The sequence below is a fragment of the Clostridium magnum DSM 2767 genome (assembly GCF_001623875.1).
Lineage (GTDB): Bacteria > Bacillota > Clostridia > Clostridiales > Clostridiaceae > Clostridium_AM > Clostridium_AM magnum.
This window is the reverse complement of the sequence record NZ_LWAE01000002.1, coordinates 12,697-39,455: the sequence shown is the minus strand read 5'-3', so window position 1 is coordinate 39,455 and position 26,759 is coordinate 12,697. Positions and strand designations below refer to the sequence as shown.

General features: G+C 34.4%; 20 protein-coding genes, 1 tRNA gene, 2 rRNA genes and 3 pseudogenes. 7 read left to right on the top strand and 19 right to left on the bottom strand.

Annotated elements, in window-relative coordinates:
- Positions 1-7: 7 nt before the first annotated feature.
- The 3 genes from CLMAG_RS07750 to CLMAG_RS07740 form a co-directional block, all read right to left on the bottom strand.
- Entirely contained in the window at positions 8-643 is a 636-nt protein-coding gene (locus CLMAG_RS07750; RefSeq protein WP_066620576.1) for a cobalamin B12-binding domain-containing protein, read from the bottom strand.
- Between the two features lie 44 nt (positions 644-687).
- Positions 688-2,118, bottom strand: coding sequence for a trimethylamine methyltransferase family protein (locus tag CLMAG_RS07745; RefSeq protein WP_066620573.1), 1,431 nt, complete (start codon positions 2,116-2,118; stop codon positions 688-690).
- Between the two features lie 228 nt (positions 2,119-2,346).
- The gene (locus tag CLMAG_RS07740; protein WP_066620563.1) at positions 2,347-3,846 is read right to left on the bottom strand and encodes a sigma-54 interaction domain-containing protein; all 1,500 of its coding nucleotides are present in this window, start codon (positions 3,844-3,846) and stop codon (positions 2,347-2,349) included.
- A 626-nt stretch (positions 3,847-4,472) separates the two neighbouring features.
- Here CLMAG_RS07740 and CLMAG_RS07735 point away from each other — a divergent pair.
- Positions 4,473-5,795 carry an MFS transporter gene (locus CLMAG_RS07735; protein ID WP_066620560.1) on the top strand — a complete coding sequence of 441 codons (1,323 nt, stop codon included), beginning with the start codon at positions 4,473-4,475 and terminating at the stop codon, positions 5,793-5,795.
- A gap of 150 nt (positions 5,796-5,945) precedes the next feature.
- On the opposite strand, the pseudogene CLMAG_RS07730 reads toward CLMAG_RS07735, so the two are convergent.
- The 5 genes and pseudogenes from CLMAG_RS07730 to CLMAG_RS07710 all read right to left on the bottom strand — a co-directional run.
- A pseudogene (locus CLMAG_RS07730) lies at positions 5,946-6,620 on the bottom strand (family 4 glycosyl hydrolase); the annotation flags it as partial.
- A 192-nt stretch (positions 6,621-6,812) separates the two neighbouring features.
- Positions 6,813-7,370, bottom strand: a pseudogene (locus tag CLMAG_RS30615) (DUF3786 domain-containing protein).
- Positions 7,371-7,496: 126 nt separating this feature from the next.
- A complete protein-coding gene (locus tag CLMAG_RS07720; RefSeq protein WP_066620554.1) occupies positions 7,497-8,150 on the bottom strand; it encodes a DUF3786 domain-containing protein in 654 nt (217 codons plus the stop codon).
- Positions 8,151-8,368: 218 nt separating this feature from the next.
- Positions 8,369-8,590, bottom strand: a complete 222-nt coding sequence (locus CLMAG_RS07715) for a hypothetical protein (protein ID WP_066620551.1) — start codon at positions 8,588-8,590, stop codon at positions 8,369-8,371.
- A gap of 90 nt (positions 8,591-8,680) precedes the next feature.
- Positions 8,681-9,574, bottom strand: coding sequence for a phosphatidylserine decarboxylase (locus CLMAG_RS07710; protein WP_066620548.1), 894 nt, complete (start codon positions 9,572-9,574; stop codon positions 8,681-8,683).
- A gap of 329 nt (positions 9,575-9,903) precedes the next feature.
- Here CLMAG_RS07710 and CLMAG_RS07705 point away from each other — a divergent pair, with 329 nt between their 5' ends.
- The gene (locus CLMAG_RS07705; protein WP_066620546.1) at positions 9,904-10,674 is read left to right on the top strand and encodes an ATP-binding protein; all 771 of its coding nucleotides are present in this window, start codon (positions 9,904-9,906) and stop codon (positions 10,672-10,674) included.
- 126 nt (positions 10,675-10,800) lie between these two features.
- A complete protein-coding gene (locus CLMAG_RS07700) occupies positions 10,801-11,124 on the top strand; it encodes a thioredoxin family protein (protein ID WP_066620544.1) in 324 nt (107 codons plus the stop codon).
- A gap of 180 nt (positions 11,125-11,304) precedes the next feature.
- On the opposite strand, the gene CLMAG_RS07695 is transcribed toward CLMAG_RS07700, so the two are convergent.
- The 4 genes from CLMAG_RS07695 to CLMAG_RS07680 all read right to left on the bottom strand — a co-directional run bounded on the left by CLMAG_RS07695 (position 11,305) and on the right by CLMAG_RS07680 (position 15,292).
- Positions 11,305-12,318, bottom strand: a complete 1,014-nt coding sequence (locus CLMAG_RS07695) for a helix-turn-helix domain-containing protein (protein ID WP_066620540.1) — start codon at positions 12,316-12,318, stop codon at positions 11,305-11,307.
- A 263-nt stretch (positions 12,319-12,581) separates the two neighbouring features.
- Positions 12,582-13,694, bottom strand: a complete 1,113-nt coding sequence (locus tag CLMAG_RS07690) for a uroporphyrinogen decarboxylase family protein (RefSeq protein WP_066620537.1) — start codon at positions 13,692-13,694, stop codon at positions 12,582-12,584.
- A gap of 4 nt (positions 13,695-13,698) precedes the next feature.
- Positions 13,699-14,322 (bottom strand): cobalamin B12-binding domain-containing protein, encoded by a 624-nt coding sequence (locus tag CLMAG_RS07685; RefSeq protein ID WP_066620535.1) that lies wholly within the window; start codon positions 14,320-14,322, stop codon positions 13,699-13,701.
- A 172-nt stretch (positions 14,323-14,494) separates the two neighbouring features.
- The gene (locus CLMAG_RS07680; protein WP_066620533.1) at positions 14,495-15,292 is read right to left on the bottom strand and encodes a methyltetrahydrofolate cobalamin methyltransferase; all 798 of its coding nucleotides are present in this window, start codon (positions 15,290-15,292) and stop codon (positions 14,495-14,497) included.
- A 294-nt stretch (positions 15,293-15,586) separates the two neighbouring features.
- On the opposite strand from CLMAG_RS07680, the gene CLMAG_RS07675 reads away from it, so the two are divergent.
- Positions 15,587-17,137: a PucR family transcriptional regulator gene (locus tag CLMAG_RS07675; protein WP_066620531.1), complete on the top strand. Its 1,551-nt coding sequence runs from the start codon at positions 15,587-15,589 to the stop codon at positions 17,135-17,137.
- A gap of 80 nt (positions 17,138-17,217) precedes the next feature.
- Here CLMAG_RS07675 and CLMAG_RS07670 read toward each other — a convergent pair whose 3' ends face one another.
- The 3 genes from CLMAG_RS07670 to CLMAG_RS07660 form a co-directional block, all read right to left on the bottom strand.
- Entirely contained in the window at positions 17,218-18,588 is a 1,371-nt protein-coding gene (locus tag CLMAG_RS07670) for a D-serine ammonia-lyase (protein WP_066620524.1), read from the bottom strand.
- A 558-nt stretch (positions 18,589-19,146) separates the two neighbouring features.
- Positions 19,147-19,467, bottom strand: a complete 321-nt coding sequence (locus CLMAG_RS07665) for an AzlD domain-containing protein (protein WP_066620522.1) — start codon at positions 19,465-19,467, stop codon at positions 19,147-19,149.
- Positions 19,457-20,200, bottom strand: coding sequence for an AzlC family ABC transporter permease (locus tag CLMAG_RS07660; RefSeq protein ID WP_066620520.1), 744 nt, complete (start codon positions 20,198-20,200; stop codon positions 19,457-19,459). The genes CLMAG_RS07665 and CLMAG_RS07660 overlap by 11 nt, the downstream gene beginning before the upstream one ends.
- A gap of 184 nt (positions 20,201-20,384) precedes the next feature.
- On the opposite strand from CLMAG_RS07660, the pseudogene CLMAG_RS34650 reads away from it, so the two are divergent.
- Positions 20,385-21,773: pseudogene (locus tag CLMAG_RS34650) on the top strand (aminotransferase-like domain-containing protein).
- A gap of 66 nt (positions 21,774-21,839) precedes the next feature.
- Here the strand turns inward: CLMAG_RS34650 and CLMAG_RS07650 are convergent.
- Complete coding sequence (locus tag CLMAG_RS07650; RefSeq protein WP_066620517.1) at positions 21,840-22,181, bottom strand: winged helix-turn-helix transcriptional regulator; 342 nt, start codon at positions 22,179-22,181, stop codon at positions 21,840-21,842.
- Between the two features lie 475 nt (positions 22,182-22,656).
- Between CLMAG_RS07650 and CLMAG_RS33530 the strand changes: the two genes are divergently transcribed.
- Positions 22,657-22,881, top strand: coding sequence for a flavin reductase (locus CLMAG_RS33530; protein ID WP_242872966.1), 225 nt, complete (start codon positions 22,657-22,659; stop codon positions 22,879-22,881).
- Positions 22,882-22,900: 19 nt separating this feature from the next.
- Entirely contained in the window at positions 22,901-23,083 is a 183-nt protein-coding gene (gene dmpI / locus CLMAG_RS07640) for a 4-oxalocrotonate tautomerase DmpI (protein WP_066620514.1), read from the top strand.
- A gap of 136 nt (positions 23,084-23,219) precedes the next feature.
- Here the strand turns inward: dmpI and CLMAG_RS07635 are convergent.
- The 3 genes from CLMAG_RS07635 to CLMAG_RS07625 form a co-directional block, all read right to left on the bottom strand.
- Positions 23,220-23,294 (bottom strand) — tRNA-Glu (locus tag CLMAG_RS07635).
- A 6-nt stretch (positions 23,295-23,300) separates the two neighbouring features.
- Positions 23,301-23,417: ribosomal RNA gene (gene rrf, locus CLMAG_RS07630) — 5S ribosomal RNA — on the bottom strand.
- Positions 23,418-23,673: 256 nt separating this feature from the next.
- Positions 23,674-26,577, bottom strand: a 23S ribosomal RNA gene (locus CLMAG_RS07625).
- Positions 26,578-26,759 lie beyond the last annotated feature (182 nt).

The following is a 26,759-nucleotide window of genomic DNA, read 5'->3' as shown; positions in this document are numbered from 1 at the left end:
ATAAAACTTAAGAATTCGCTAATGTCATAAATTTCTTCACTAATTCAACACATCCAGGGGCATCATCACTATATCCATTAGCACCAATCTTGTCTGCATATTGTTGAGATACAGGTGCTCCACCTACTAATACTTTTGTATCTAAGCCTGCTGCTCTTACTTTTTCTATTGTTTCTGCCATAGCCGGCATAGTAGTTGTTAAAAGAGCTGAAAGAGCTATAACAGGTGCTCCTGTTTCTTTTATTCTCTCTACAAAAACTTCAGGCTCTACATCTATACCTAGATCTATTACATCATATCCAGCACCTTCAACCATCATAGCGCAAAGATTTTTACCTATATCATGTAAATCTCCTTTTACAGTTCCAATAATAAATATTCCTTTACTTTGTGCAGCTTCACCTTTTAATAATGGTTTTACTTGCTCTAATCCAGCCTTCATAGCTTCTGCTGCCATTAACATTTCAGGTACAAACAAATCTCCTTCTGAAAACCTTTTACCTACTTCATCCATTGCAGCAATTAGACCTTGTTCCAATACATCGTTTACATTCGTTCCTGTTTCTATTTCAGCTTTTACTGCTTCTACTACAACCTCCTCGTCAAGATCTAATACAGCATCAAATACATTTTTTATACTCATAATTATTCCTCCCTTAATTAAATTAATCTTAAATTATTATCATATTAAACTTTTTCAATATCTTCTGGCTTCATTCCAATGGTTAACATATATTCATCTAGTTGTTTTTCAATTGCAGGATCTAATTTTGGTTTAACATAAGATGCTAACTGTTTCTCCATTCTTTTATGCATAGATTCATAAAGTGCTTCATTAGGATCTTTTCCTGCTGGCAAACTAGATCTTAAACTTACTTGAGGAATATAAGCTTTTCTACAGTTTTTAACTGTATGCTTTTTATTTAAGAAAACACCACCATTTACTGCTACATCTTTTATAGTATCAAAAGCCAAAGTATTTTCATTTACTTCGATATCTTCAAAATAATTAGCACATCTATCTATTACTTCAAAATCTAGCATTAATTTTTCATAGCTCATTGTTGCAAAGGAGTCTAAAATACCAGCTGAATGCATGGCAATATTTCCTTTATATAAATTAGTGTGGAATAAACACATAGCTGTTTCAACTCCAGCCTGAGCAGTGACACCTTTTGCATCACTTAAAGCACCGCCACTTCTACAAGCTAATCCATACTTTTTAGCAAGTAATGATCCGTATCTAGCAGCTTTAATAAGCTCTGGTGAACCTATCGATGCATTTCCTGATTGAACATTTGAACCATAACAAGCAAACAACTCCATTACAGGATTCCCTGGATTTACAAGCTGGGTTAATACTATACAACTTAGCATCTCAGCATTACACATTGCAATTGAACCTGCTAGAGTAACAGGTGATGTTGCACCTGGCATACAAGCTGAACAAACAGCAATAGGTTGATTATATTCACAACCTAGAAGTAATGTCTCTATTGCACTTGACTCTACTCTAAGGGGACTAGTAGGCGTTGGTAATACTATATATCTGGCCTTTTTTCTTAATTCCTCTTTACCTCCAAATACAATTTCCAACATATTAAATATATCTACTTGATCCTTTTTAACTCCTTGAATACCAAAGATTACTTTTGAGGAACGTTTTATTGCAGCATATACCATTGCCGGTATACTTATTTCTGGAGCTATATCTGATGGTTGAACAAGAATACCCCCGTTTACTTTAAATGATTTTTCCATATGAAATAAATTAGCCATTTTTAGATAGTCATCAAATAAAGCTGGTCTAACACTTCCATCTACATTAGTTATCATCGGTGATCCATAGCCTGGACAATAATTTACCTCCTCTGTATTTACGTTTATGAAATAATCTTCATCTCTTCCATAAACAGTGAATTCTTTGGTTGCCATGTTTAAATATTTGTTAACTTGCTCCTCGGTAAAATATGTCCTTCCATTTTCTTGTCTAAATCCATTTGCTCTAAAGATTTCATTTACTTTTTCACTCCCAAACTTAATCCCAATTTCATCAAGTATTTTTAAACTAGCTTGGTGAATTTGCTCTACAGCTAATAATTCTTTTTGATGATCCATAATTACATCCCCCTTATATTAATTTTTGTTGACACTTTACTATAAAGCAAAGTTTGTGCCAGAAAAAAAAAATAACTTTCAATCACTGAAAGTCATTTAAACTACAATATTTTGTTTTCTTATACAAATCAACCTCTGAAAAATTGTTTTAATTTACTAGACTCAATTGCATGTATAACTGTAAACCGAAACGTTATATAATCGTGTCTAATTTATAGTCACATAGTATTATTTTAATACATATTCTGTTAGCTTATTTAAATTCATATCTAATTTTTTCAGTTTATTATATAAAACACTTCTGTGAATTGATAACTGCCGAGCTGTTGCTGCCATGTTTCCCTTATTATCCACTAAAGCATTTTTAATCAATTCCATTTCATAATTATTTAGTTCCTTATTTAAATCTATTTTCTTTATACCTCTAAAGCAATCTACTTTAGAAACCTGGTGTTGATTATGTATATCTTCATTATTAATTAAAACTGGAAATAAATCTAAAGATAATGTTTCTTCATAGCTTTCAGAAAGATTCAATGCACTTTCTATCATATGTTCTAATTCTCTAACATTACCAGGCCAATTATAATTATTACAAGACTCTATTAATCTATTGTCTATTGATTCAAACTTTGTATTAAAAATCTTGTTGTACTTGTCCACAAAATGATATATTAGTAAATAAATATCTGATTTCCGTTCTCTTAATGGTGGTATTGTAATAGTTACAGTGGCAATTCTATAATATAAATCTTGCCTTATTTGACCTAAACTTATTGCTTCAGCAGGATCTATATTAGTAGAGCTTATAACTCTACACCTTACATTTTTGTCTTTGGTATCTCCTATCCTCCTGTATCTTTTCTCCTGCAATACTCGCAATAATTTGGGCTGCATATCTATAGGCATAGAATTTACTTCATCTAAAAATAGAGTTCCTTCTCCAGCTTGTTCAAATAGTCCCTTAGTTTCTAAAGCCCCTGTAAACGATCCCTTTATTGTTCCAAATAATAGACTTTCCAATAAGTTACTAGGAATAGCTGAACAATTTATCGCTATAAACGGTTCCTTATGATTACTTGCAGCATTATGAATTCCTTGAGCGAATAATTCTTTTCCTGTACCTGTCTCTCCATATATTAAAATATTAGATTTATGCTTAGAAACTTTATATGCGCTTTCAACACATTTTTTCATTATTTGACTCTCACCTATAATATCATTTAAGCTAAATCTTGTCCCATTAATCGGAATATCTGTTTTTTTACTAGTTCGTAATTGTTGCTGCAACTCATATATATTCAATAACATATCATCTATTTGTGTTACATCTTTAGTAATAGAAAAACATCCCTTAATTTCATTATTATCAAAATACGGATACATACTATGCATAATATGAACTCGTTTACCATTTGAGATTGTGTAATACATTCTTTCATTTTCTATAGTATTTTTATCTTGAAGTAGTGTCAGTGCTAAATTTGTGCCCCAAATTTCTGTTTCTTTTTTTCCTATTAACATATCTCTTTTTTGACCTTCAATTTTTTCACTTACACTATTCATATAAATTAATCTACCAGCCTTATCATAAGCATATATTGCTTCATCAATTTGTTCTAATATATTCTCAAGCAAAATATTTTTCTTCTCATATTCAGAAATCTTAAGCTTTAATTTTAATAATTCTTCTTCTAAGTCAATTAATTTTTGATTTTCCCCTATCATAAATGTATTCCCCTTCCCCTACTAAAGAATAAGTGTACTGTTTATGGACGTAATAAAACTAGACATACGTACAATTTTAAGTCATATTTTACTTATTAACCATTTATTTACACTAATTACATTATCACGGTGAATTTCACACAAATCCTAAGATATTATTTTTTGAAACAAATGCTATATACAGTGATTTGCTATAAGTTTGTAATTTGTTCAGTTTTATTTCTATTATACATTATGCTTTAATATTAAAGCAAAGATTGGTAACTGTTAAGTTATTATTCTTTGCTTTTTTACACTAAGTATTGATAAATAACTTTGGAATGAACTTTGCTTTAAATAAATCATATAAAACTTTTAAAATAGTTTTAAAAAAAGGAGCTACTGAATGATGATAGAATTGAGGATGATGGCAATGAATAATGAAATTGTGTAGTCAGTGCAATTTCTACCGAAAATGGGTATCCTTTTGTAAATAAAAAAAGATGTAACGACCAAATTTATAATGATAATATACCAGAGTACTCCATAGGTTTAGGAGATGCATGCGGTAAATGTATGTGTAATGTACCGTGTTCTTCAAAAAATCCTGTGCGAAGTTAAATATTGAAAAATGGGGGGACTAGTTTATGAGTACTGAATCAATTAACTTAGATGATCTTCCACTTAATAGGTTTCACATAAAAATCACTGCACTGACTTTTGGTGCACACTTTACTGATGGTTACGCTCTTGGAACTATTGGTTTTGCTATTGTTCTCATGGGCAAACAAATTTACCTCAGCCCTGAGTGGATGGGATTATTAGGAGCTTCTGCTTTAATGGGACTTTTTTTGGGCAGTATAATACTGGGAGGTTTGTCAGGACGCATAGGTAGACAAAAAATATTTCTTTTTAACTTTATTATAATAACACTTGCTTCTGCTCTTCAGCTCTTTGTCACTGATCCTGCTCAGTTGTTTTTTTTACGAATTGTTATAGGCTTTGGATTGGGTGGAGACTACGCAGTTGGAGTAGCTCTGCTTGCTGAATTTTCTCCTAAAAAGCATAGAGGGGTTTTGCTTGGAGCTCTAAGTGTAGTATGGACAGTTGGATATGTTGCTGCAAATATAATTGGAATCCTTTGCATGTCAATTTCTTCTCTAGATGTATGGAGATGGATGCTTGCTAGTACTGCAATACCTGCAGGACTAGTGTTATTACTAAGAGCGGGAACACCTGAATCTCCAAGATGGCTTATTAGTAAGGGACGTGTGGAAGAAGCCAGTCAAATTATAGCGAAATACTTTGGTCCTAACGTTGTAATTGATGAAGAAGTTGTTACAACTAAAGCTAATTACCTAGATCTTTTCAATAAAAAAAATTGGAAGCGTACAGCCTTTGGTGGACTCTTCTTTTGTACACTGGTTATTCCGTACTTTGCAATTTATACCTTCCTTCCGCTGATATTGGGTAAGATGGGTTTAGCTGAGAGCCATGCTGTAGACTTAGCGTTAAATTTCGTTCTTATAATAGGCGGAGTAGCTGGTCTTTGGTTAACAGTTAAACTTACCCGCAGAGGATTTACAATTTACTCTTATGCAATAATGGCAGTGGCATTATTTATTCTTACCTTTGCACACAATTCAGTAATTGCTGTTACATGCTTTTTGATTTTCACCTTTGTAATGACAGCAATTTGTAATTTGACAGGGGTATACCCACCTGAACTTTTTGGAACGGAACTTCGTTCAGAAGGAGTCGGTATGTGTACTGCAATCAGCCGATTGGGGTCTGCAGTTGGAACATATCTTCTACCAGTTGGTATTTGTTATTTAGGTCTGGTACCTACGATGCTTGGGTTGACTGGTGTACTAGTATTGGGTTTAATCCTATCAATTGCTTGGGCACCAGAAACTAAGGAAGTTAACTTAAGCAAGACTAGTGATATCCAATTAGGTAGCTGTAGATAGTTTACTTATTAATGCCCATCTCTTTACTAAGGAAAAACATGACATTGTAAAAATAATATATTATTAATGAATTTCAATTAACAAATTTTATCCTAGTAATTATAATATTAAGAATAGATTATTCTGCTAATGCGTATTTTTCCTTAGTAAGTTAATATGCTCTATTAACTGCGCTGTGATTTCTTTTCCATCTTCATTAAAAACTTTATGCCAATGAAAATGGTTTAATCCAGCAAACTTATAATTTAACTCAGAAAGCTCCATTCCAATAACTTTTGGTTCATTCATCATTGCATTCACTGGCACATTACACAATCCAATACACTTTTTCCATCCAAAATGCTTAATAATTGTCTCTGTAATAATTCCACTAGGATTAGTAAAATTAATAAGCCAAGCATCAGGACATAGTAACTTCATATCATCAACAATTTCTTTTATTACTGGAATTGTTCTAAATGCCTTAAACATTCCACCGGCGCCATTAGTTTCTTGCCCCAACATTCCATGGGACAAAGGTATTCTTTCATCTTTAATTCTTGCATCTAATAAGCCCACTCTAAACTGTGTTGTTACAAAATCAGTCCCAGCCAATGCCTCTTTTCTATTCAAAGTTGTCACTACTTTTACATTATAGGGCGTCGCATCCCACATACGCTGTGCTAATTTTCCAACAATCTCTAACTTTTCTTTTCCTTCTTCTATATCAACTAACCATATTTCCCTTATTGGAAGTTCATCATATCGCTTAATAAAACCTTCCATCAATTCTGGTGTATAGCTGCTGCCCCCACCAATTGTTACAATCTTTATAGCTTTTCTCATAGCTTATACCTCCAATTAAATATTATATTTATAATATTTTTGCTACAGTGATCTAATTCAACAGAAGTACGTCATTCTGGTTTTCTTTTTCAAAGATTCTTATTAAGCAGCATACTATATTGAAACTTTTAAGTAATTTCCGTCTATTGCAATAAAAAAGCTCGCTAGAGTATTTCCCTAACGAGCTTTAAACTAATCATTAATGTTAGCAATTTCCTTCAAACGTTTCAAAAACATATTCACAATATTAAACAGAGCATCATAATGCAGATACTGCTCCGTATTGGTATCCCACAAAAAACGGAACTGTGGTGGAAACTCCTCATCGCCATCCCAAAACTAGAAACATATGGGTACCCAATCAAATAGATCCAGTATATAACTCTCATCACCCGTCGACATCTTTTTACCATTGAAATATTTGCAGGCTTTTTCCAGTTCTTCTTTGTGAGCTGCAAATAGTTTTGCCTCCTTTGCAAACATGTCACCGTTCCCTTCTAGCAATCTTGCGTGAATCATATGAGCCATCTCCTGCATATTTATCCACTGACCGGACAGTTGGCGCTCTTCCTGGGATAAACACAAATAATCAAAAACAGACAGAGTAGTATCGTAGCTGTTGTCTTCAACAAAGGTCACGTTGTCTGCAGTCTTCTTTATACAGCCACTATTCCTGTCAATCAAGTAAGTTATGTCCATAAATCGCACATAAAGATAGGACTGATCTGCTTTAAGATTAAACTTCTGAATCAGTTTTTCCTAATCCTCCTTCAGGAATATGGTTCTGGCGCGATCAGCCTGAATCCCATAGTTATCTTTTTTAGTTATCATAAGTACCTCCTTACTGCAATAAGCAAATAAAATATTTTCTTATTATTAACTATTCATCTCAATGGATTTAGCAGTTCTAATTATTTCATCAGCAGCTACAGAGCATAATCCAGCCAAGTCTTCTACATGTAGTTCTTTAACTGCAGAGCAATCGTAAAGAATAGAAGCATCTGCTGGAAATTCATCATCTGTTGTCCACAGACCAAATATCATAGGCACATTGGGTAATATGTTAATCTTTACTCCCACATCTCCGACCCTAACTTTTTTTCCACCTAATTTAAGTCCAGCCTTCAAAAAAAGTTCTTCCTTACTGCCAAAAAACTTAGCTAATTTGTCTACACCGAGCTTTGCAAAGCCCTCATATGCATGACCAATACCCTCTAATTCTCTAAGGGGCACCCGCTTACCTGTTAGACCGCTGTTCGTAGCTCGATATAAGTAACTAAGCATGAGCATTTTAAGTAAAAACATTGCATTTACATCCATAGATAGATCCTTCTCTTTACCATCTTTTAATACAATACTTCCCTCTGGATAAGAAATTAAGTATTCTTTATTAAAGCAAGTTAACATAAATTGCTTTTTTTCTGAATCATAATAAGCCCCACTTTTTCTTGCCACTTCGTCTGGATCATATTTAACAAATTCCCTGCACATGTTCTCATAACAAATTTCATAGTTATTTTCTTTCTCCATATCTTCCACCCCTCAGTATTAAAATTCATATAATAACTCCTTTTACCTGTATAAAAAGAACAAAAAAATCAAACAACACACATAGCATGACATTGTCTGATTTTTTGTTTATTCCTATAGTTTTGCTATTTTAAAATTTATATATTTTACCATCATCGGGTATAAATATACATTTAGTTTTTGTTATAAAAGTATTGTATAAGTAATTGTAATTTTTATTAATTGGCACGTTTTCTTCGTAACACTTCCTCTACCTCATTGATAGATTCATTTATATCATTTATTTCAATCTGATATTTTTCTACTAAGGAACTGGAAAGATGAATGCCTCTTTGCCCTAATACAAAGGATCTCTCCTCTTCTATATCCTCAAGGTTTTCCTTAAGTCTTATAAGTCTTTTTTCCAATTCCTCAGTACTCATTTTTTCTAAATCAATCATTATAATCTACACCTCCTAAAACTTAGCATAACTGATGTTCTCTACTTTTTTATACATTCAACCGGATACCTTTACTTTAAAGTTTCATTGTTATCTAACTGACCTTTCTCCTATTTTTTCGCCCAAAACTACACTTGTTTCATATCCTTTATTAGTCTGTTCAATTATATCTTCATCAATTTTTACTTTACCTTTTTGAAAAAATAATATAGTAGTAGAGCCTCCAAATTTAAAGTATCCTTTTTCATCACCTATTTTGACTCTTTTTCCTGGAGCATAGGTTTGTATTATTGAACCCACAAAGGTTGCACCTACTTCTATACATAATACCTCACCAAAATTATCTGAATGAAAAATACTCCATTCTCTTTTATTCTTACAGAAAAGCTCAGGTACTGCCTTTAATGCAATTGGATTCACAGAGTAATAATCACCCTTTATCTTTTTTGTTTCTTCGCATATACCATTATCTATAAAGTGAAACCTATGGTAATCTGTTGGCGCAAGACGAAGGATTAGGCATGTACCTTCCGAAAACTTTGATATTATATTGGGGGCATCGATAAGTTTGTCAAGCCTATAGGTATAACCTTTAATTTGTGCTAGTTTATTCAAGTCAATATTATTATAGGCAAAAAGTTTGCCATCACCAGGAGATATCAGTGTACTTGATAAGTTATCTATAGGTCTTGCCTCATTAGCAAACTTTCTAGTGAAAAAATCATTAAATGATTCAAATTGATCTAGTTCTTTTTCGAAGATAGTCATATCTATACCAAATTCTCTAACGAAAGGCATAATCTTGTTTTTACTTCTTTTACTATCACAGAAAGAACCATATATCTTAGAAAAAAGCTTTTTCTTAACTATTAATTCTAATAGCTTCATACCAACAGGTGAAGAGTAAGTACATTTAAGATATGTACCCCCTGCTACTTGCTCAATTTCATATTTCTTAGTTTTTCTATTATAAAACTTAATCATGTTGTCACCTCTTTTATTTCTCGCATAAAATTTAGCACAGCAACTTATGAACAACAACTCATATATTTATACATTAAGTATATGTACAACAAGACCACTGGTCAATAGACTTACCAAGGGTTCTTCTATTTGGAGCATAAATCCTCCGAAATGGAGTGGATATATGAGAAGGCCAGTTTTAATTTATTCTGTTCGCTCCATTTTGGAGGATTTTCACTCCAAGTGGGATGAACTTAGTCAACACCATTGACCCTCGAACTTGTTATTTATATACTGAACCTGTAAATAATTAAATAATAAAAAAATTAAAGAGAGAATACAGAAATACGATGGCACATGTAATTGCAGTTGCAGGAAAAGGCGGTGTTGGTAAAACGACACTGACAGGTTTATTGATTCAATATTTAGTACAAGCTAGAAAGAACCCAATCTTAGCGGTGGATGCAGATGCAAACTCTAATCTAAATGAAGTATTGGGTGTTGAGATGAACATGACACTTGGGCAGGTTAGGGAAGAATTAGAACAAGCAGGAATGGATTTACAAAGTAAGATTCCGGCCGGAATGACTAAGGCAGATTATCTAGAAATGCGCATGAATGATGCAATAACGGAAGAGGATGATTTTGATTTAATGATTATGGGACGTTCCCAGGGTCAAGGTTGCTATTGCTTTGTAAATGGTCTGCTAGAGAGGCAGATTCAGAAACTTCAGGGGAATTACCCGTACATTGTGGTAGATAATGAAGCTGGAATGGAGCATATCAGCAGGGGAATTCTTCCTAAGGTAGATACCATGATTTTAGTCAGTGATTGTTCCAAAAGAGGAGTTCAGGCAGCAGGAAGAATTGCAGAGTTGGTAAATGAGTCTAATATGAACCCAAAGCATATGGGCTTGATTGTAAACAGAGCACCAGAAGGCAAATTAAATGAAGGAACGCTAGAAGAGATCGCGAAACAAAGTCTTGAACTTCTCGGTATTGTTCCTCAGGATGATATGGTTTATCAATATGATTGTTCTGGAAATCCGATGGTGAAATTACCTGAAAATTCTCCTGCAAGAAACGCTCTTGAAGATATCATAAAAAAATTAGTTATATAAAGATGAGTATGAAAAAACAACCAAGCTATAATAGAAATCTACTCAAAAGCCTTTATTTTGGTATAATGGAATTGCAAATACTATAAAAAACTTAAAATAATAAATCCAGATAGAGGTGAAGATCTGTTGTTAGAACTAAATAATAATGAAGAAATTACAAATATGATTAGTAAAAATAAGATGGTTATTTTATATTTTAGTAATAAGGTTTGTGGCGCTTGTGAAGTGATTAAGGATAAGTTCCAAAGAATACTAGAATTCTATCCTAACATAAAGAGCATTGAGATTAATGGTGAAAAGCAGATAGAGTTCGCTGCAATGAATGATGTTTTCTCATTCCCATTATTGATACTTTATATTAATGGGAATGAAACAATAAGAGTTGGAAGGAATATTGATTTCTTAGAATTAGAAAAAAGTATCAATCGATATTATGATATGCTATTTTAGAAGATTAAATTAATTTTGGATTAACTAATGAAAGTTGATGGGACATTTTCACAAGATAAAAGCAAAGTGGTAAAAACCTACAGTAAAACCATCATAACAAGAGTTGACTTGTTATGATGGTTTTGCTATTTATTCAGCTTTTGTAAAATGATTGTTAGTCGCAGATGCTAGGATTTAAGGCTATAAAGAATTAATAATATCCTGAGACTCTATTTGGTGCTGCAATCGATATTCTGTTGGAGAAACATTCATGATTTTCTTGAAAGCTGTGGCAAATTTGCTCTGATTTTCATAGCCTACCTGCTTAGCGATACCAGATATCGTATCATTATTTCGGCGCAGTAAAATAGCAGCCTGACGTATGCGGTATTCTTTCATGTAGGTGGCAATAGGTTGTCCGTAAACACCTTTGAAGGTTGATTTTAATGTTGCTGTATTAATTAAGTATTCTTTAGACAGCTCTTCAATTGTTGGTCTTTGACGCAGATCGGATACAAGTAGTTTGTGAATTTCTTTGATAACCTCAACCTGTGGAGATAGATATTGCTCCCGTTGCTTTTCCTTGTTCACATCAATCATCCATAGAAATAACAGCAGTTCCTGTACCTTAAGCTTGAAACAAGGCTTCTGCATACAATTGGGTAAAGAATAAAGTTTAGAAAAAATATGTTCAATTTCATCACGGGCAGGCATAACCAAGTAACGGTCATCTTCGCAGAACTTTCTTTTAAATTCATTGACATCAATGTCTGTATCTCGCAGAATTTCTGGGGGATCAGCAGCTACTTTATCCAAATCAATGACAACTCCAACGCCGCTATAACGCTTTAATGGAAAACTCATAGTAGATGAAGTGCAGTTGTCCATCATGTGAATAGAAAGATCTCCAGCTCCAAGATACATGCAGGCACCACTATTTAGCTGCCAACCAACACGTCCTTCCTGACAATAATTGATTTGCATTGTATTAACATAAGGCTCATGTTCAAAAGTACACCTTGTAGAATCAAAATTAGCTAAAAAAAGTTCAATGCCAGGAAAAACCTGATAAATTGTCATATCTCCTTTGCCATCCGGGCAGTCCATCTTATATAGAGTATAAAAACCATCTTCATTTTGTTGAACAACCCTAGATGTCTGGTTCAAAAATCGAAATTTTCCGGTGGTATTCATTGCGTTATCCTTTCGTTGCATTCGTTTCATATGTCATGTTTTAGTATAATCTATTTTCAAATGATTGTTTATCGTTTACTGCTCCATTCTGAAGGAATATAACTCTAAGTAAAAATATACACTAAAATCAATAGAATATCAAACGAATGAAGAATTTTATCAATCCGTCTGTAGTTGCTATTTCTATATTATCTATCCAAGAATATAGAAAGTGGAAACAAAAAAAGCGTAGTTCACATTAATACCTCAATTTGAACTACGCCCTATATAAATTTAGGAGTTTTCTATCTACCAGTAGCAGCTGAAATCATAGCTTTTACATTTTCAACCTTAGCATTTGGAGGTATTGAACATCCGCTGGATAAAATAAAACCTGTTCCCATATCCTTAATAAGTTTTGAAGAATAATCATAAACTTCATCAGCAGTAGCAATACAAAGTTTTGCAGCAGGTACATCCCCTTTAATACATACATGACCTCCAAGCTTTTCTTTTATCTTGTAAATATCTGTTGTAGAATCTGTTTCAAATACAATCTTTCCTTTTGGGAAATCCTTAAAGTAGTCTAAATCACGTTCCCAGTTTCCATCAATATGTATGTCGCATACAACACCTTCTTCTATAATAGCATCTGCTGTTTCCTTAATATATTTCCATACAAATCTCTCCCATAACTTAGGAGAAAAAAATTCACTAGCTCCACGTGCTGGAGAAAGGAAAAGAACATCTGGTTTTGTTGCTCTAATTTGTTGCCTTATACCTTCAACTACTTCTTTCTGAATAACTTCCAAGGTTGCTTCAACCTTATCTGGCATCTTATATAAGTCTCTCATAAATTTTGCCATAGAACGTCCACCGCTTAAATACTCATTTACAGTTATAGCTACAGCAGGACTATGTACTACATAGCCAGCATCTCTAATATTCTTATCCGCTTGTGGAGCATAGGCCAAGTCTTCCATAATCTCAGGAACATTGACTCCCAATCTATCTTTTAAATAACCTGGCATAAAGTTATTCCAGCCTTTATTTATAATTGTATCATAGTCTTCTGGCTTCATCATTTCTGCTTCATCCATTTGCCAAAGCATATCATCTGATAATTCACGTCCTGGAAGCTTAACCCTAGACATAAATATTAATGGAAATACAGGTCCTACAGCATATGATGAATTAACACCATCCGCATCTTCAAAGGTTTTTAATGAATCTAATATAACTTTATTTGATGTTTTTATACTATCCTTTCCACAAATATCTGCCAATTTTAATCCCATGTGCTTAGCAGCAAAAGCATCCATCATCAATATAACAGGTGTTCTATCAGTTTTCTCTAATGCCAATGTTTTTCTGAATCTATCAATACGTTGATTATATAATTCTTCATTAGTCTTCATAATATTATACCTCCACAAATTTTTTACAATAATCTACAGTGTTTTGTGCATTCTTAGCTACAATATCTGCTCCCATATATTTACCAGCCGCATCATCAACTGGTCCTCCACCAACTAATATTTTTGTATCATTTTTTAATCCTGCATCTTCTATGGCTTGTATACATTCTTTTACATTATCAAAACATGTAGTTAAAAGACATGATATACCAACTACTTTAGGCTTGTGCTGTTTAATTGCTTCAATAAATTTTGCTGTAGGTACATCAACACCTAAATCAATAACTTCAAATCCATTGCTTCTCATTACTGTAGTTACAATGTTTTTTCCAATGTCATGGATATCGTCATATATAGTTCCTAAAACAAAAACTCCATATTTAGACGAACCAGACTCCTCCATTGCGCCTAGTAATTTTGTAGCTTCATTAAATACTTCTGCAGACATAATAAGTTCAGATAGGAAGTACTCTTTTTCTTCAAACCTCTTTCCTACAATTCCCATACCCTCTTGAAGACTGGATATGATTTCTAATTCTGGTACGCCTTGATCTTTTAATGCTTTCACCTCTTCTAATAGAACGTCTTCATCAAGGTCTGCCATTGCTTCTACTAATTTTTTACTCATAATATTTATTCCTCCTAGTTTAATATTTTTTTATATAATAGCTTGAATTTTTAAATTATATAACTTCTCTTGTAATCATAAATAAAATATAATTAATTTACTAAGGATAAAATATACATTAATAGCATAGTTTATCCTTAGTAAAGAGATGGGCTATAATGAATTACTCTTATTACTCATATAATCCTTGACGGAATCCTTTAATGAACTTTCTTGAGAATCTATCTTGTCCAAGTAATGTTTGAGATGCAAGTAAAGCAGCCCTCATTTCTTTGTTTGTAGGGTCCATTATATATGAATCCATTCCACGAGCCATAGTTTGTACCATAAATAATCTGTTTAATACCTTTCTTGCAGGTAAGGCATAAGATATATTACTTAATCCGCAAGTAGTATGTACTCCTGGATGACTTTCCATTATGTGTTGTATTGCTTGCAGTACCTCTATTCCATTCTTTTCTCCTGCACTTATTGGTTTTATAAGAGGGTCTATATATATATCATCTACGTTAACTCCTTCTGCAGTTAACTTGGTAATTATTGAGTCAGCAATTCTAATTCTGTCCTCATTTACCTTAGGCATTCCACCATCATCAATGCATAATGCAACAATTTTTGTATTGTATTCCTTTACTAAAGGTAGCACAGCATTCCATCTAGGTGTTTCATCAGTTATTGAATTAATCATTGATTTACCGTTAACAGCTTTCTTTAATCCTGCCTCCAAAGCTAGTGGATTAGGACTATCTATACATAATGGTAGAGTAGTTGCCTGCAGAACGTTTTCAACTAACCACTCCATAGTTTCAACCTCAGTCTCCATAAATGTACCACAGTTTACGTCAATGTATGTAGCTCCAGCTTCTTCCTGTGCCTTTGCAATCTGCTGAATATATTGTCCATCTTTTTTCTCAACGGCTTCACGTATTGCTTTTCTACTTGTATTTATTAGTTCTCCAATAATTAGCATTTATTTTTTCCCCCTTTAAGTATTCTAAAACATTTTTACAACAACTTACTCTTAAATATCCATTCCTACACACTTTATATATTTTCAATACAGTTGTAAAATTCCCCTACTATAAAGTATAAAGCAATCGTCACATTTAAGAAAAATCCATTATTGTAAACCATTGTATTTTGTTTTTTCATATTATATAATTAATTTAACATAAATTTTTCCCTATATCATCGTGATAATTTCAGAAAATTCAATTAAATATTCAGAACTTTTTACAATTAAGTAGAATGATAGGTGATTTATATGTGTATACCTCTTAGTGATATTGTGGATTCTATTACGGAATTCAGCCCTGAATTCCATATTTTTAACAAAGATAATTCTTCTATTCATGCCGTTGAATTGTTTAATAAGAATCAGAAGCTGTTCCAACCAGATTCTATATATGTAGCAAAGTCTTCTGATTTACTGAAAATTCCTTTTAAAGCCATTCCGATGAATATATTGTGCATTACTGATAAACCTTTTCCTACTGAATATATACATCGTCTAGATTCAAATATAATAATACTCAATAAAAATATTGATACAATTCAAATTTTAAACGAAATAAGATGCCTCTTAAAGGTGCATCGTAATTATATTCAAAGTTCATTAAAATTAATGAATACTCTTCTATCTGGTGGAAGTATTCAAGACATTCTGAATATAGGTCATAAAATTCTTGGAAATCCTCTGTTTTTACATGATATTAATTTTAAGGTATTTGGATATACGCAAGGTGTATCCGTTGATGATCCATTTTGGCGTAAAATCACAAACGTTGATTACTTTACAGATACTGAGATAACAGTAATACTTGAGCAAGGAAAAATAGATGAATTATACAAAAGCAGTTGTCCAATACTTGTTAAAACCGAAGCATCTCCACACAGATGGCTGGTAAATAAAATTGTAGTAGATGGTAATGTATTAGGAAATCTTTCTACAATAGAATATGAAAGGCAGTTTGAGCAAAGTTATAATAAACTTTTTAATCTTATATCTGATGTAATTTCTTCTGTGCTGCGAAGAAATTCTTTATTCTCCTCTAGCAAGGGAAAGAAGTATGAATATTTTATTATAGATTTATTGGAAGAGAAAAAACAAAGCCATGAGGATATAAAACAGAGATTGAAATATATAGATCTGAATTTCGAAGAAAACCTATATGTCCTTACAATTAGTCCTGCTCAGAACAATAATGAATATAAAACTCATCCTTACATGCTAGAGATCTTAAATAGCCTAGTTTGTGGCGGCAAGTCACTAATTTACCGCAATAATTTTGTTATTATTTTTAGCTGCAAAACCAAAATTCTAGATAAAGGCTATTTTAACAACATTTCTAGATTTCTAGAAAAACATCAACTGGTTGGAGGACTAAGTCAGTGTTTCCATGACATAGCAGATATACGTGAGTATTATCTGCAATCTGTTAAGTCAATTGATTTAGGAATTCGAGTGGATGGTAGAAAATCTATTTATGCATATGATGACTATTCAATATATTACCTTATAGATATAGCCTCAGAGCATAAAGATTTAAAGAGTTTTTATAATCCTTCATTAATTACTCTCATAGATTATGATCGAAGAAATAATACAAGCTATTCGGAAAGCTTGTATGCTTATCTTTCAAATGGAAATAGCATAGCTGCTGCTGCAAATGCATTAAACATTCACCGCAATACTATGGACTATCGCATTAGTAAAATTGAAGAAATTATGAATTTAAATTTAAGTAATCCGGATATTACTTTAAGTCTTTATCTTTCATATAAAATATTAAAGTTTGCTGAGATATCAAATTAAGTTTCTATCAAGTTGGCTATAGAAAAGTACATGTAAGACCAAAATCCTACATGTACTTTTTTAAGCCTTTAGTTGATTTGTTATAGGGAAGTACTAGATAACTCTTTTCCCTTTTTGTAGTAAACTTCCATTACATCCTTCGGAACCATGCTTCCTCCTGTAGCCCAAACAATATGGGAAGCATTTTTCATTTTATCTTTTAAGTTGTTATTTTCTATATATCTTTGTCCAGCATCATCTTTAAATAGTTGTATTGAACCATGTATTCCAGCTAATGCAGAAGGTTCTAACTGAATATCTTCTGAATCTGACAGCACACTTAAAAGTACATATAATTGTTCATCTTTTACAGTATAAGATCCACTTATTAAGTTTTCTAATGTTTTCCCTACGAAACCTGAAGGTCTACCAACAGCGAGTCCATCTGCATCTGTAATGTTATCAATTCCAAAATCTTGAACTGATACTTTATCATGCATACCTGTCATTAATCCTATGACCATGCATGGAGAATGTGTTGGTTCAGCAAAGAAGCAATGTACATTGTCCTTGAATACTAGCTTTAAACCAAAGGTTACCCCACCAGGGCCACCGCCAACTCCACATGGAAGATAAACAAATAATGGATGTTCCTGATCTACAACTACATTGATTTCTTCCAATTGCTTTTTTAATCTATAAGCCGCAACTGCATATCCTAAAAATAAGTTAGTTGAATTTTCATCATCAATAAAATACATGTTTAGGTCTGATTGTGCTTGTTTTCTACCTTCTTCTACTGCTTTGCTATAATCTGATTGATACTCAATTACTGTAACACCTTTGCTTCTAAGAAGGTCTTTCTTCCATTGCTTTGCATCGGCTGACATATGAACGTATACCTTAAATCCTAGTTGAGCACTCATTATTCCAATGCTAAGCCCTAGGTTTCCAGTTGATCCTACTGCAATAGAATACTTAGAAAAAAACTCTCTAAACTTATCACTATCAATAATTGAATAGTCATCTTCTAGGGCTATCATATTATTCTCGATAGCTAAATCTTCTGCATGTTTTAAAACTTCATAAATACCACCTCTTGCTTTAATTGATCCTGAAATAGCAAGATGACTATCACATTTAAGTAATAATTGACCTAACATTTCTTTATTATATATTTCCTCTATTTTTCTTTGCATATTAGGAATTTTAACAATAGGAGATTCAATAATTCCATTTGTTTTTTCTGTTTCTGGAAAAACTTTAGCTATATATGGAGCAAATCTCTTTAGTCTTTCTTCAGCATCTTTTACATCTTCTTCTGATAAAGAAATCTTTTTTATAGCGTCTTCAAACTTCCCATATCTGGAGTTAGTCCATAACACTTCTTCTGTTGAAATAATTTTGTTCATCAAAGAATATTCTTTCTTCCATTCATATATTGTTTTTCCCTGTATCAACTTTTCACTCATACGATCTTTCTCCTTATTTTATAATTTTTCTAGAAGCTATTTTTAACTGTCATTATACTCCAAATTCCCATCATATTCAAAAAAAACTACTATTCGTTATATAAATAATACGTCTCACTAAACTGTCACTATAAAAAAGAACCAACCTCCATAAAAGCTTGGTATCTTTTTTATCTAGTAATTCTATCTGATCCACCCATATATTTTTAGAAAATCCTTTTATTTTCACTGTTTACAGAGGAACTTGACACTGATTCCTTAATATTACGAAAAGAAACATGAAGGTGAAGAAATAGCATTTGTTTTAGATGAAGAAACATATATAGTATTTGAAGACGAGGAATTTCTTCTATATGAGGTAGGGGGATACTGCGAGAATACTTCCTAATAAAAAACATAAATTTAAAAATACCACTGATAAAGATGTTAAGGTACTATTTATAAAAAGCAATCCTAATTACTAAATTGAACAATTTACCAAAATAAAAAGACATTATTAATAAAATTTATTAATAATGTCTTGACTTTATCCAAGGTCAATACTGTTATAGTTTTTCCCTAAAATAGATACATAAGTATCCCCACAGTACATATACCAATTAATACAGTTACCAGCATGTTTTTTGAAAAATATGCTGACAGGGCTGTAATAACTGAGGCAATTATATAATTATTATTAATAGATATATCAATATTGCCCTGTTTCATAAAAATAGTAGGAACTATCAGCGAGGTTAATACTGCAGGAGCAATAAAGCTCATGAACTTGGTCAATCTTGGAGGTAATTCCCCTTTACTTGAAATTATCATAAGCGGGAAACGAGTACAATATGTGGCAAGCCCCGCACCCAGTATTATCAATATCATTTTAATGCTCATAATCCGCTTCCCCCTTAACCACGTCTTCTTCAATACCTTCTTTAGCCATGAGCCCTGATACTAGGTACCCCGCTAGACTTGCTAATATTCCTGCAATGATTATATACCATTTCCCAGGAAGTAATTTGCTTCCTACTATTGAAATAACTCCTGAGGCTATCACTGTAACAACAGTAGGAAAGTCTTTTACCATAGGTACAATCATACCTATGAATGCAGCTACAAAGGCAAAATCAAAAATGTAATTCAGCTGGCTGGATATAATATTACCGAAAAAGTATCCGATAATCCCCGACGCACCCCATAACACATAAATATTCAAACCACTTCCAAGAAAATAAAAACCAGTAGGCTTGCTACTCTGGAAATGGCTGTATGTTACAGCATAACTTTCGTCTGTCATAAAAAAAGAACTAAGCATTTTCATTTTCTTCGATTCATGTTTTAAATGAGGTGACATAGACGCTGCCAGTAAAAAATGTCTTAGATTAATAATCAAAACAGTTATTATTATTGACACTGGACTGCTTCCGATTGCTATCATCTGAACCGCAGTCATTTGCGAAGCCCCCGCAAAAATAAACGCAGACATGGCTATAGTCTCAAATATTGAGAGTCCTGCTTTACATGCCATAACCCCGTAAACAACTCCATATATTGAAACACTTATCCCTATTGGAATAGTATCAATGAAGCCTTTAACTAATTCTTTAATTTTTCTTTCTACTTTCAATTTAAAAACAATCCCCCTCATACAATTTATATCATAAACAGATTGTATCATTGCTATTGTATGGTTTCAATGTTATAATTGTATGCAACACAATTTTAGGATATGTGAAGACTAATAATCTTTATGTAGCCTAGAGAAATACTAGGAGGTCTGTATTCCCGTAAATTCTTTTAAAAACTACCCAATGACTTGGAAACCTAATAGAGATCATCTTACATCACCACTATACCTTTCTATTGCAAACTTGCTGGAATATGATATTGTAAATGGTTATCTTGCTCCAAACACAAAGCTACCCCCTCAAAGAGAGCTGGCGGATTATCTAGATATTAACCTTAGTACTATAACAAGAGCATTTAAAATATGTGAATTAAAGGGATTGATTTATGCTACAACCGGAAGAGGAACTTTCGTTGCACCAAATGCAGGAGCAACGATCTCAATAGCAGATAATGAAATACAAAAAAACTATATAGAAATGGCAATTATTAAACCTGTTGACCAATTCAATTCTCTTGTGGCAGAAACAACAAAGAGTGTTTTATCAAAAGGGTATTTAGAAAAGCTGTTAGACTATAATTCTCCATTAGGTATCCCATACCATAAAATGTCTGCTCGAAAATGGCTGCATAAATATAATATGAATGCAAACATTGAAAACATCGCTATTACATCCGGTGCCCAAAATTCTCTCACGCTAATCCTAATTTCTCTTTTTCACTCAGGAGACAAAATTGCAGTTGATAAATACACTTATCCTAATTTTATTCAATTAGCCAATATGTTAAATATTCAACTGATTCCAATAGAAGGAGATGCTTTTTGAATGAAGCCAGAGGAATTGGATGCTCAATGTAAATTGAATAACATACAAGGTATATATCTGGTACCTTCTTGTAATAATCCTACAGCGATTTTAATGAACATGGAACGGAGACGTGAAATTGCAAAAATTATAAAAAAGAATAATCTTCTCTTAATTGAAGATGCTATTTATTCTTTTCTTGCCCCACAAAACTATCTGCCTATTACTAGTTTTATACCTGAACAGTCTATTTATATTAACAGCACCTCAAAATCGTTATGTTCAGGGCTACGAGTAGCCTTTATGGTCTATCCCGAAAAATATTCTTCAGAAATAATTCGTGGAGTTTATAACATAAACATAAAAACCCCTGCATTAAATACAGAGATTATCGCTGAGCTAATCAATACTGGAATGGCAGACAGAATAATTGAAGAAAAACTATTAATTTCAAAAGAACGAAACGAAATCTATAAAAAATATTTTCAAATAGAAAATCCAAATGAAAATCAGGACAGCTTTTTTCGTTTGATTTCATTAAAGCAAAGGTTTGATGCAGACCAATTTGAAAAAAAAGCTTTATCACATGGCATCCGCATTTATCATTCAAATCGCTTTTTAGTGGGAAACCACGATGAAAAGCAGTTTCTACGTGTATCACTTTCATCAACTGCTAATTCTAGCGAGTTAGAAAAAGGGTTATCTATATTAAAAGATATTTTATTAGATCCAACTGATAGTGAAGATATACATTCGTTAATAATATAAAGACTTGTGGTGAAAACTAACCACAAGTCTTTTTCATTTGCCTATCTCGCAGAGAATTAAATTATGCTAAAGCAAGTCATTCTGAGTATCAAGGCTATCTAAATAATTAGTACCCCAATCACACATTGCATTTATTATATGGATTATACTTTTTCCAAACTCTGAGAGGGAGTACTCTGTTTTAGGCGGAACTACTGGATAAACAGTTCTGATAATCAGTCCATCAGCTTCTAATTCCCGTAATTGTTGCGTAAGCATTTTTGGGGTAGCTTGAGGAATAAGCTTCTGTAATTCATTAAAGCGAAAAATTTTCTCTATCAAATGAAACAAAATGATTGCTTTGTATTTTCCACCAATTAAGCTTATGGTAGCTTCAACCGGACAGTTAAATGTTTTTAAATTGGTCATTGTTCACTCTCACTTTCTTTTTGGGTAGTATATTACAAAAAAGTACATTCTTAATTAAATGATAATTAATGATAAAATGATAACATGAATTAATTCAATAAGCAAGAGTAGTCATGATTATAATTAGGAGGGTTAAAATAATGAAGAAAAATATTGGATCAGTTGTAGGTCTTTATCCAACGCCTTCAACGATAATAGGAACGATTGTATGAGATAAAGTTAATTGGAGTAATGTTGCCCATATAGGAATCATAGGATTAGATTCTATAATACTTAGTATAAGAAAAGGACGTTATACAAATCTTGGTATAAAAGAAAATAAAACAGTCTCTGTAAATATAGTAAATGAAGATATGTTGGTAGAAGCCGATTATGTAGGGATTGTATCAGGTAAAACAGTTGATAAATCACAAGTCTTTGAATACCATATGGGAGAACAAAAAATGTTCCAATAATCGATAAATCACCACTTTCCATGGAGTGTGAATTAGTAGATATTTATGATACCAAAGATTATGAAAATTTTATCCTAAAAGTTGTTCATACACATGTGGAAGAAGATAAGCTAGATGAAAATGAAAATATAAATTATGAAAAGGTAAGACCATTATTATTTGAAATGCCCACAAGAACCTATCTAAGAACAGGTGATGTAGCTGGAAAGTGCTGGAGCGCTGGAAAAGAGTATAAAAATTCATAAATTTAAAGGAGAGAATATTATGCCAGTAATAACATTAGAAGGATCAAAATTAAGTAAAGAACAAAAGAGCCAATTAGTAAAAGAGTTAACAGCTGCTGCTGCTAAAATTATGAATGCACCAGAACAAGCCTTTGTAGTTTTATTAAAAGAAAATGAAAAAGAAAACATTGGTGTAGGCGGAAAACTAATATCTGAAAAATAAAGTATTTAAAAGCATCTATATTAATTGGAGTATCATGAGTCATTCAAAGACGGAAAACTCACTAAAATAAAATAGTTCGTAGTATTCTTATATTGTAAAAAAACCTCGTAAACATATAATGCTTACGAGGTTTTTATGGTGACCCATAGGAGAATCGAACTCCTGTTACCACCGTGAAAGGGTGGTGTCTTGACCGCTTGACCAATGGGCCATATAGACCTGGCGACGACCTACTCTTCCACACAGTCTCCCGTGCAGTACCATCAGCACTGTAAAGCTTAACCTTCGTGTTCGGAATGGGAACGGGTGTTACCTTTACGTCATAATCACCAGATTTATTTAGTTGAGAGTTAAGAATTAATAGTTATGGTTATTTTTTCTCCTATCGTCGAAAAAACGATAATTATACTAACTAATAACTTTATACACAATAAATTATTAACTCTTATGAGAATATTATTCTCTGAAAATTGCACAGTGATAAGTATAGCTTTTTTATGTGGAGCTTAATTAATTTAAATTTTAGATTTTCACGCTAGTGAAAATCATCATTAACTCTTAATTCTCAACTCTACACTGTTAACTATTTTTTGGTCAAGCCCTCGACCTATTAGTATTAGTCAGCTGAACATGTTACCATGCTTACACCTCTAACCTATCAACCTTGTGTTCTTCAAGGGGTCTTACTAGCTTATGCTATGGGAAATCTTATCTTGAGGTGGGCTTCACGCTTAGATGCTTTCAGCGTTTATCCCGTCCTGACATAGCTACCCAGCTGTGCTCCTGGCGGAACAACTGGTGCACCAGAGGTCAGTCCATCCCGGTCCTCTCGTACTAAGGACAGCTCCTCTCAAATTTCCTACGCCCGCGACGGATAGGGACCGAACTGTCTCACGACGTTCTGAACCCAGCTCGCGTGCCGCTTTAATGGGCGAACAGCCCAACCCTTGGGACCTACTTCAGCCCCAGGATGCGACGAGCCGACATCGAGGTGCCAAACCTCCCCGTCGATGTGGACTCTTGGGGGAGATCAGCCTGTTATCCCCGAGGTAGCTTTTATCCGTTGAGCGATGGCCCTCCCACGAGGAACCACCGGATCACTAAGCCCGACTTTCGTCCCTGCTCCACTTGTTTGTGTCGCAGTCAGGCTCCCTTCTGCCTTTGCACTCTTCGAACGATTTCCAACCGTTCTGAGGGAACCTTTGGGCGCCTCCGTTACTTTTTTGGAGGCGACCGCCCCAGTCAAACTGCCCACCTAACAATGTCCCGTGACCAGTTTCATGGCCGCCGGTTAGAATCCCAGTACTGTCAGGGTGGTATCCCAAGGTTGACTCCACAAAGGCTGACGCCCTTGTTTCTCAGTCTCCCACCTATCCTGTACAGACAATACCGAAATTCAATGCTAAGCTACAGTAAAGCTCTACGGGGTCTTTCCGTCCAATCGCGGGTAGCGAGCATCTTCACTCGCAATACAATTTCGCCGGATTTGTTGTCGAGACAGTGCCCAAATCATTACGCCATTCGTGCGGGTCGGAACTTACCCGACAAGGAATTTCGCTACCTTAGGACCGTTATAGTTACGGCCGCCGTTTACTGGGGCTTAAGTTCATACCTTCGCTTGCGCTAAGTATTCCCCTTAACCTTCCAGCACCGGGCAGGCGTCAGCCCCTATACTTCAGCTTTCGCTTTAGCAGAGACCTGTGTTTTTGCTAAACAGTTGCTTGGGCCTATTCTCTGCGACCTACTTGCGTAGGCACCCCTTCTCCCGAAGTTACGGGGTCAATTTGCCGAGTTCCTTGACAACAATTCTTCCGCTGGTCTTAGGATTCTCTCCTCACCTACCTGTGTCGGTTTGCGGTACGGGCGCCAACATCCTCCATAGAGACTTTTCTTGGCAGCGTGGAATCAGATACTTCGCCCATAAGGGCTCCCCATCACACCTCAACATTGACTAAACGGATTTGCCTGTCTAGTCTGTCTAGATGCTTAGACGCACATCCAATAGTGCGCACATCTTATCCTCCTGCGTCATCCCATTTGTAATAACGTCAGTTGGCGGTATCGGAATATCAACCGATTGTCCATCACCTACGCCTTTCGGCCTCGGCTTAGGCCCCGACTAACCCTGAGCGGACGAGCCTTCCTCAGGAAACCTTAGGTTTTCGACCAATAAGATTCTCACTTATTTCTCGCTACTTATGCCAGCATACTCACTCCTGTACAGTCCACCGCTCCTTTCGGTACGACTTCAATCCATACAGGAAGCTCCTCTACCACTGATACTTACGTATCAATCCATAGCTTCGGTGGTAAGTTTTAGCCCCGAACATCTTCGGCGCAGGATCTCTCGACTAGTGAGCTATTACGCACTCTTTAAATGAGTGGCTGCTTCTAAGCCAACATCCTAGTTGTCTTAGAAATCCCACATCCTTTTCCACTTAACTTACACTTTGGGACCTTAGCTGATGGTCTGGGCTGTTTCCCTTTTGACCACGGATCTTATCATTCGTAGTCTGACTGCTTTGATTCAAGTATATGGCATTCGGAGTTTGATAGGGTTCAGTAACTGTTGTCAGCCCCTAGCCCATTCAGTGCTCTACCTCCATTACTCATTCAAAACGCTAGCCCTAAAGCTATTTCGAGGAGAACCAGCTATCTCCGAGTTCGATTGGAATTTCTCCGCTATCCACAGCTCATCCCATGGTTTTTCAACACCAACGTGGTTCGGTCCTCCACGGAATTTTACTTCCGCTTCAACCTGTCCATGGATAGGTCACCCGGTTTCGGGTCTACGACATGCAACTTTTCGCCCTATTCAGACTCGGTTTCCCTTCGGCTCCATACCTTAAGTATTTAACCTTGCTACACATCGTAACTCGCTGGCTCGTTCTACAAAAAGCACGCCGTCGCACATAAAAGTGCTTCGACTGATTGTGGACACACGGTTTCAGGTTCTATTTCACTCCCCTTCCGGGGTTCTTTTCACCTTTCCCTCACGGTACTGCTTCACTATCGGTCACCAGTTAGTATTTAGCCTTGGGAGGTGGTCCTCCCTGCTTCCCACAAGGTTTCACGTGTCTCGTGGTACTCTGGATTAGACCTGACTGCTCTTCCTTTTCACTTACAGGGCTTTTACCTTCTACGGCGGAGCCTTCCAGCTCTCTTCAGTTAAAAAATTGCAGTATTTATGGTCTATCCGCAACCCCAGGAACAAGTTCCTGGTTTGGGCTCTTTCCCTTTCGCTCGCCGCTACTCAGAAAATCGATTTTTCTTTCTCTTCCTCCGGGTACTTAGATGTTTCAGTTCCCCGGGTATACCTCTATAAACCTATGAATTCAGTTTATAGTACATTACGTTAGTAATGTGGGTTGCCCCATTCGGAAATCTCTGGATCACTGGCTATTTGCGCCTACCCAAAGCTTATCGCAGCTTATCGCGTCCTTCTTCGGCTTCTGGTGCCAAGGCATTCACCATGCGCCCTTTGTAGCTTGACCAATTTATTGCTCATATTTCTATGAGTTTGATTAAAGTTACAAAAGTTTATTACTTATTATTATATAAGTAGTTTTACCTTTAGCTTTACTTTTTTATGTTAAACAATTGCGTTGTTTAACTAATTCACTGTGCAATTTTCAAAGAACAATTTGAAGGTTTTAATCCTTCAAAATTAAACAGA

Excerpts from the sequence above, each read along its gene's own strand:
- CLMAG_RS07750 (WP_066620576.1), bottom strand. The coding sequence starts at position 643 with ATGAGTATAAAAAATGTATTTGATGCTGTATTAGATCTTGACGAGGAG.
- CLMAG_RS07745 (WP_066620573.1), bottom strand. The coding sequence starts at position 2,118 with ATGGATCATCAAAAAGAATTATTAGCTGTAGAGCAAATTCACCAAGCT.
- CLMAG_RS07740 (WP_066620563.1), bottom strand. The coding sequence starts at position 3,846 with ATGATAGGGGAAAATCAAAAATTAATTGACTTAGAAGAAGAATTATTA.
- CLMAG_RS07735 (WP_066620560.1), top strand. The coding sequence starts at position 4,473 with ATGAGTACTGAATCAATTAACTTAGATGATCTTCCACTTAATAGGTTT.
- CLMAG_RS07720 (WP_066620554.1), bottom strand. The coding sequence starts at position 8,150 with ATGGAGAAAGAAAATAACTATGAAATTTGTTATGAGAACATGTGCAGG.
- CLMAG_RS07715 (WP_066620551.1), bottom strand. The coding sequence starts at position 8,590 with ATGATTGATTTAGAAAAAATGAGTACTGAGGAATTGGAAAAAAGACTT.
- CLMAG_RS07710 (WP_066620548.1), bottom strand. The coding sequence starts at position 9,574 with ATGATTAAGTTTTATAATAGAAAAACTAAGAAATATGAAATTGAGCAA.
- CLMAG_RS07705 (WP_066620546.1), top strand. The coding sequence starts at position 9,904 with ATGGCACATGTAATTGCAGTTGCAGGAAAAGGCGGTGTTGGTAAAACG.
- CLMAG_RS07695 (WP_066620540.1), bottom strand. The coding sequence starts at position 12,318 with ATGCAACGAAAGGATAACGCAATGAATACCACCGGAAAATTTCGATTT.
- CLMAG_RS07690 (WP_066620537.1), bottom strand. The coding sequence starts at position 13,694 with ATGAAGACTAATGAAGAATTATATAATCAACGTATTGATAGATTCAGA.
- CLMAG_RS07685 (WP_066620535.1), bottom strand. The coding sequence starts at position 14,322 with ATGAGTAAAAAATTAGTAGAAGCAATGGCAGACCTTGATGAAGACGTT.
- CLMAG_RS07680 (WP_066620533.1), bottom strand. The coding sequence starts at position 15,292 with ATGCTAATTATTGGAGAACTAATAAATACAAGTAGAAAAGCAATACGT.
- CLMAG_RS07675 (WP_066620531.1), top strand. The coding sequence starts at position 15,587 with ATGTGTATACCTCTTAGTGATATTGTGGATTCTATTACGGAATTCAGC.
- CLMAG_RS07670 (WP_066620524.1), bottom strand. The coding sequence starts at position 18,588 with ATGAGTGAAAAGTTGATACAGGGAAAAACAATATATGAATGGAAGAAA.
- CLMAG_RS07665 (WP_066620522.1), bottom strand. The coding sequence starts at position 19,467 with ATGAGCATTAAAATGATATTGATAATACTGGGTGCGGGGCTTGCCACA.
- CLMAG_RS07650 (WP_066620517.1), bottom strand. The coding sequence starts at position 22,181 with ATGACCAATTTAAAAACATTTAACTGTCCGGTTGAAGCTACCATAAGC.
- CLMAG_RS33530 (WP_242872966.1), top strand. The coding sequence starts at position 22,657 with ATGGAGTGTGAATTAGTAGATATTTATGATACCAAAGATTATGAAAAT.
- dmpI (WP_066620514.1), top strand. The coding sequence starts at position 22,901 with ATGCCAGTAATAACATTAGAAGGATCAAAATTAAGTAAAGAACAAAAG.